This is a genomic window from Acinetobacter sp. V2 (assembly GCF_001188385.1).
Lineage (GTDB): Bacteria > Pseudomonadota > Gammaproteobacteria > Pseudomonadales > Moraxellaceae > Acinetobacter > Acinetobacter oleivorans.
In genome coordinates this window covers 990428-995881 of the sequence record NZ_JZFB01000001.1, presented here as the reverse complement: position 1 = coordinate 995881, position 5454 = coordinate 990428, and the positions used below count along the sequence as shown (strand labels likewise).

General features: G+C 37.4%; 5 protein-coding genes and 1 pseudogene. 4 read left to right on the top strand and 2 right to left on the bottom strand.

What is annotated here, in order from left to right; all coding sequences use genetic code 11:
* Together UC75_RS20220 and UC75_RS04505 are read left to right on the top strand one after the other, a co-directional pair.
* A pseudogene (locus tag UC75_RS20220) lies at positions 1-209 on the top strand (SGNH/GDSL hydrolase family protein); the annotation flags it as partial.
* Between the two features lie 19 nt (positions 210-228).
* Entirely contained in the window at positions 229-1323 is a 1095-nt protein-coding gene (locus tag UC75_RS04505; RefSeq protein WP_049836847.1) for a YheT family hydrolase, read from the top strand.
* Between the two features lie 63 nt (positions 1324-1386).
* On the opposite strand, the gene UC75_RS04500 is transcribed toward UC75_RS04505, so the two are convergent.
* Positions 1387-2232 (bottom strand): metal-dependent hydrolase, encoded by an 846-nt coding sequence (locus UC75_RS04500; RefSeq protein ID WP_049836846.1) that lies wholly within the window; start codon positions 2230-2232, stop codon positions 1387-1389.
* 243 nt (positions 2233-2475) lie between these two features.
* Positions 2476-2949 carry an internalin gene (locus UC75_RS04495; protein WP_034596188.1) on the bottom strand — a complete coding sequence of 158 codons (474 nt, stop codon included), beginning with the start codon at positions 2947-2949 and terminating at the stop codon, positions 2476-2478.
* 223 nt (positions 2950-3172) lie between these two features.
* Between UC75_RS04495 and UC75_RS04490 the strand changes: the two genes are divergently transcribed.
* Entirely contained in the window at positions 3173-4810 is a 1638-nt protein-coding gene (locus UC75_RS04490) for a CTP synthase (RefSeq protein ID WP_049836845.1), read from the top strand.
* A gap of 30 nt (positions 4811-4840) precedes the next feature.
* On the top strand, positions 4841-5454 hold a 614-nt coding region (gene kdsA / locus UC75_RS04485; RefSeq protein ID WP_228137087.1), incomplete at its 3' end, for a 3-deoxy-8-phosphooctulonate synthase.

The following is a 5454-nucleotide window of genomic DNA, read 5'->3' as shown; positions in this document are numbered from 1 at the left end:
TGTTTGGAAAATACGCGGAGCAAATGAATCAAGTATTATATAAATGGGTAGAAGCACAAAACCAATTTAGATTCATTCAATATGATATTGAAAGTTTTCAAGCTTTGAATCTGCCTATGGCAAGTGATGGCTTTCATCCAAGCAAAGAAATTTATGCAATTTGGGGACAGCAGGTTGCAGCATTAGTGCGGCAATCATTTAACTCATAATCAGAGGTCGTGATTGGATATGAGCATATCTACTTTAAATAAAATTAAAGCTTTCGGTTCAGAATTGTTTGACTCATTACTCGGTGCTGAACAGCCAAAAATCTATTATGACCCACAAGGGAAAATTAAAGATGTTTTGGATAAGTTGCCCCAACTTAAGCAGAAATATCGTCCTACGCCATGGTTAACTAACAATCATGTCCATCTTTTATATTTCGATATTATTAGAAAAAAAACCATCAAGCTTGAATATGACCGTATTGAGCAACTCAGTATGAAAGATGGTGGCGTAACTGCAATTGCATGGTATGGCTATAATCTTCCGAAAGATACTCCTACAGTGGTTATCATGCACACCATTACAGGGACACCTGAAAGTATGCGTGAATTGGTGAGAGATATTCATCAATATACGGGATGGAGAATAGCACTATGCTTACGCCGTGGGCATGCGGGTTTACCTATGCCTGTACCACAGATTTCTCTTTTCGGATCAACCAGTGATCTTAAAGAGCAGCTTACGCATATTCAAAATTTGTTTCCTGAATCGGATTTGTACGCAGTTGGTTCTTCTGCTGGCACAGGATTGTTAGTTCGTTATTTGGGTGAGCAAGGCACTGACACACCATTTAAAGCGGCTTTTGCAATGTGCCCAGGCTACAACACTGAGATTGGCTTTAAAAATGTTCACCCGTTTTATAGCAAAATGATGACTAAAAAGTTGTTCAAATATTTTATTCATCCTTATCAAAGTACTTGGAATCAGGTTGCTTCTTTAGAAAAAGTTCTTGCAACGACTAGTCTTGAAGAGTTTGAAAAAGAATACTTTGAAATGGCAGGCTTTCAGGACTATCAAAGTTATTGTCAGGCAATTAATCCCATTTATGTATTTGAAAATGTCAAAATTCCATTAATGATTCTTAATGCTGAAGATGATCCAGTATGTTCTATTAAAAATTTAGAGCCGTATAAAGAAACTATTCAGCAAATGAGTAATATTGCAGTGGTAACCACTAAAAAGGGAAGTCATTGTGGTTTTTACGAAGGTTGGAAAAGTACTTCATGGGCAGCCAAATTAATATCAAATTATTTTATGGTTGATCATAAACAATGATTGCGTTGCCGTAATTGATCAAATAAAGCCCATTCAAGAGATGGGCTTTATGACTTCATTAGGTCAGGATAAAAGTAATTTTGGATTTTTTAGTCCAATTTTGATTTTAGTACTGGCAACCAGATCTTTTTCGTCAGTTTGGTTAGGATGAAAGTCAAAGCGATAATAGTCAAAAAATTTCGGAGTTAGAACTTTATATTGTGTTGTCATAAAACCAAGAAACTTACGCCAAGATTTAAAGTTAAGAAGTTGGCGATCTCGTTTCATAAGAACGAATTGATAGATTGTTGAGAAGCCGGTAATTAAAAATAAACTTAAAGTGAAAACGGTGATACGTGGGAGATAGGCGCTCAGTCCACTTCCATACAAGTGTTCATAAAGGTCAAACGCCACAGCTTTATGCTCAGTTTCTTCAATACTATGCCATAACCATAAGTTACGAATAGTTGAGTCTGTCATCAGTTCATTAACAGACTGCATCATGCTTACTACAAGTACAGCGGTGTAGTGTTCAAGGCCTACCGTTACAAGTAGGTTCCATTTTTTACTAAAAACTTTTTCAATACTCTTTAAAACAATACCCGTTACTTTTTCTAAAGATTCTGGATCTAAACCATGTTGTTGTGCACTCACATGAAAAGCATGATGTTCTTTAGAATGCATTGCTTCTTGACCAATAAAAGCACTAATTTCACGATCTAGAAGTTCATTCGACTTTGCTTTTGCGCGTAATGCTCGAACTGAACGAACAAAATATGATTCACCCTCGGGGAACAATGTAGATAAACCCGTAAAATAATGTGTAAAAGTGGGTTCGTTATTACACCAATAGCGAGGTACATTTTCAAAATTATAGTCCATACGACGGACTGGAAATGAGGCAGGCACGCGATTTGATACGGTATTCATTTTAAGCTCCAATCTTCTTTTAATTAGAGTTCCAAAAAGGAACTTGATTAAAAATTACATCTCGTAATAGGGAGCGTCAATGTTTTTTGAAGTAAAAGAAGTAGGTTGTCCTGAATTGATATCTAGGGAAACTTTAAAGACAAATTGGAATAAAAAAGTGAAACTGATAAGTGAATTGATAATTTTAATAATATTTAAAAAGCCCAAATCAAGTGTTTAATTTGGGCATATTCATACGAGAACTTAGTTTTTAAGCGCTGGTGTAGCAGCAGCAATTGCAGCGGCAACAGCATCATCTTCAGTTTGAGATGGTTCTGCTGGCTTAGCAGGTTTTGACTGAGCTTTCTCAGGCTTCGGCTCTGCTTTTGGCTCAGGTTTAGGTTCTGGCTTAGGCTTAGGCTCTGCTTTTGGTTGTTCAGAAACAGTTGTTTGTGAATTTTGCTCAGAATTGGCAGGACGAGTTTCACGGCGAATTTCAGTTGTAGTATTCGCTGTTTCTTCGTGATGAACTTCAACTTGCGTTGGTTCCTGAGTTTGAGCTTCTTCAGTTTTAACACTTTCTAAAGACTCAAATTTTGCAGGTTCAGCAGGTTTAGGTTCTGAAACAGCAGTTTCAACCTTTTCTTGCTCTTCTTCTGGTGTTTCTTTTTTAACGCATGCGGTTAACAATAGTCCAGCCGCAATAGCAGCACAGATTAAAAGTTTTTTATTTGCCATTGTCCTAAACAACATTTAATTGAGGAGCTCGCATTATAACAGCAAAAGAGAATGAAAAAATCATGTGAGATTGACCTAATTTTTTATTAAAAATGCTGATAGAATAGCCAGTTGTTTAATGATCTTTGAATTGGTGCGGTTTGACTTTGCTTTATAGGGGCAGAGTACAGTAAAATTGCCCAACATTGTAGGCCGATTTCGGCTTGATTGTACGAGAAACTTAATGACCCATTTTATTTTTGTTACTGGTGGTGTGGTTTCATCGCTAGGTAAAGGTATTTCTGCTGCTTCAGTTGCTGCACTTTTGGAAGCCCGTGGCTTAAAAGTCACAATGGTTAAAATGGATCCTTACATTAATGTCGATCCGGGGACAATGAGTCCTTTCCAACATGGTGAAGTTTTTGTCACAGAGGATGGTGCCGAAACTGATCTAGACTTGGGTTATTACGAACGTTTCTTACGTCGTGCGAAAATGACCAAACTGAATAACTTTACTAGTGGCCGTGTTTATCAAGATGTTCTAAATAAAGAACGTCGTGGTGACTACTTAGGTGGTACGGTTCAAGTTATTCCACATATTACTGACAATATTAAAGAACGCGTACTTCGCGCTGGTGAAGGTTACGACGTTGCAATCGTTGAGATTGGTGGTACGGTAGGTGATATCGAATCACTTCCATTTATGGAGTCAGTTCGTCAGTTAATGGTTGAGCTTGGTCATAAACGTACCATGCTTATGCATTTAACTTTGTTGCCATATATTAAATCGGCAGCAGAGCTTAAGACGAAACCAACTCAGCATTCTGTAAAAGAATTACTTTCAATTGGTATTCAACCAGATATCTTAATCTGCCGTACTGAATATGATGTAGATGTTGATACTAAACGCAAAATTGCATTGTTCACTAACGTGGAAGCGCGTGCTGTTGTGGTATGTAAAGATGCGAAAACGATTTATCAAATTCCACGTACTTTCTATGAACAAAACGTTGACGACTTGATCTGTGAACGTTTTGGATTTAATGATCTTCCAGAAGCAAACCTAGAAGATTGGGACAATGTAGTCGAAGCATTACTTAATCCTGAATACACTTTACGTGTAGCTATGGTTGGTAAATATGTTGAATTACCAGATGCTTATAAATCTGTTAATGAAGCATTATTGCATGCAGGCATCAAAAACCGTGTGAAAGTACAGATTGACTATGTCAATGCTGAAGAGCTTGAAAGCCAAGACGTTTCTATTTTGAAAACAGCTGACGCAATCTTAGTCCCAGGTGGCTTTGGTGAGCGTGGTACTGAAGGCAAAATGAAAGCTATTCAATATGCACGTGAAAACAAAGTTCCATTCTTGGGTATTTGTTTAGGCATGCAATTGGCTGTAATCGAATATGCACGTCACGTTGCAGCAATGCCAGAAGCATCTTCTACAGAGTTTAACCGTTCTACGAAGTATCCATTGATTGGTTTAATTACTGAATGGTTAGATGAGCGTGGCGAGTTACAACAACGTAGCGTTGAGTCTGATTTAGGCGGAACTATGCGTTTGGGTGCACAAAAATCTGAATTGGTTGAAGGCACTAAAACACGTGAAGTTTATGGTAAAGCAGAAATTACTGAGCGTCATCGTCACCGTTATGAAATGAATAACCGTTTCATTGAGGCGATTGAACAAGCTGGTATGAAGATTTCTGGTTACTCTTCGGCACAACATTTGGTTGAAACTGTAGAAATTCCTGAACATCCTTGGTTTATTGCTGTACAATTCCACCCGGAATTTACAAGTTCACCACGTGATGGACATCCATTATTTGCTAGTTTTATTGACGCTGCGAAAACACAGCATCAAAAAAGTAAATAATGCGATTTTAAATAAACTGGGAAAGTTTAAATGTCACAATTAAAACCACAAGAAGTTGTACGTTTAGGCGATATACAAATGGCAAATCATTTGCCATTTGTATTATTTGGCGGAATGAACGTACTTGAATCAAAAGATTTAGCTTTCGAAATTGCAGAAACTTATGTTGATATCTGCAAACGCTTAGATATTCCTTATGTATTTAAAGCGAGTTTCGATAAAGCAAATCGTTCTAGTCTGCATTCGTTCCGTGGTCCTGGACTTGAAAAAGGTATTGAATGGTTAGGCGATATTAAAAAACATTTTAATGTTCCTATCATTACCGATGTTCATGAGCCACACCAAGCTGAAGCAGTTGCAGAAGTAGCTGATATTATTCAGTTACCGGCTTTTTTAAGTCGCCAAACTGATCTTGTTGAAGCGATGGCAAAAACACAGGCTATTATTAACATTAAGAAAGCTCAGTTTTTGGCACCTCATGAAATGCGTCATATCCTGAATAAATGTTTAGAAGCAGGAAACGATAAACTAATTCTTTGTGAGCGCGGTTCAGCATTTGGCTATAACAACCTTGTTGTAGATATGCTTGGCTTTGACATCATGAAAGAAATGAATGTTCCTGTTTTCTTCGATGTAACACATGC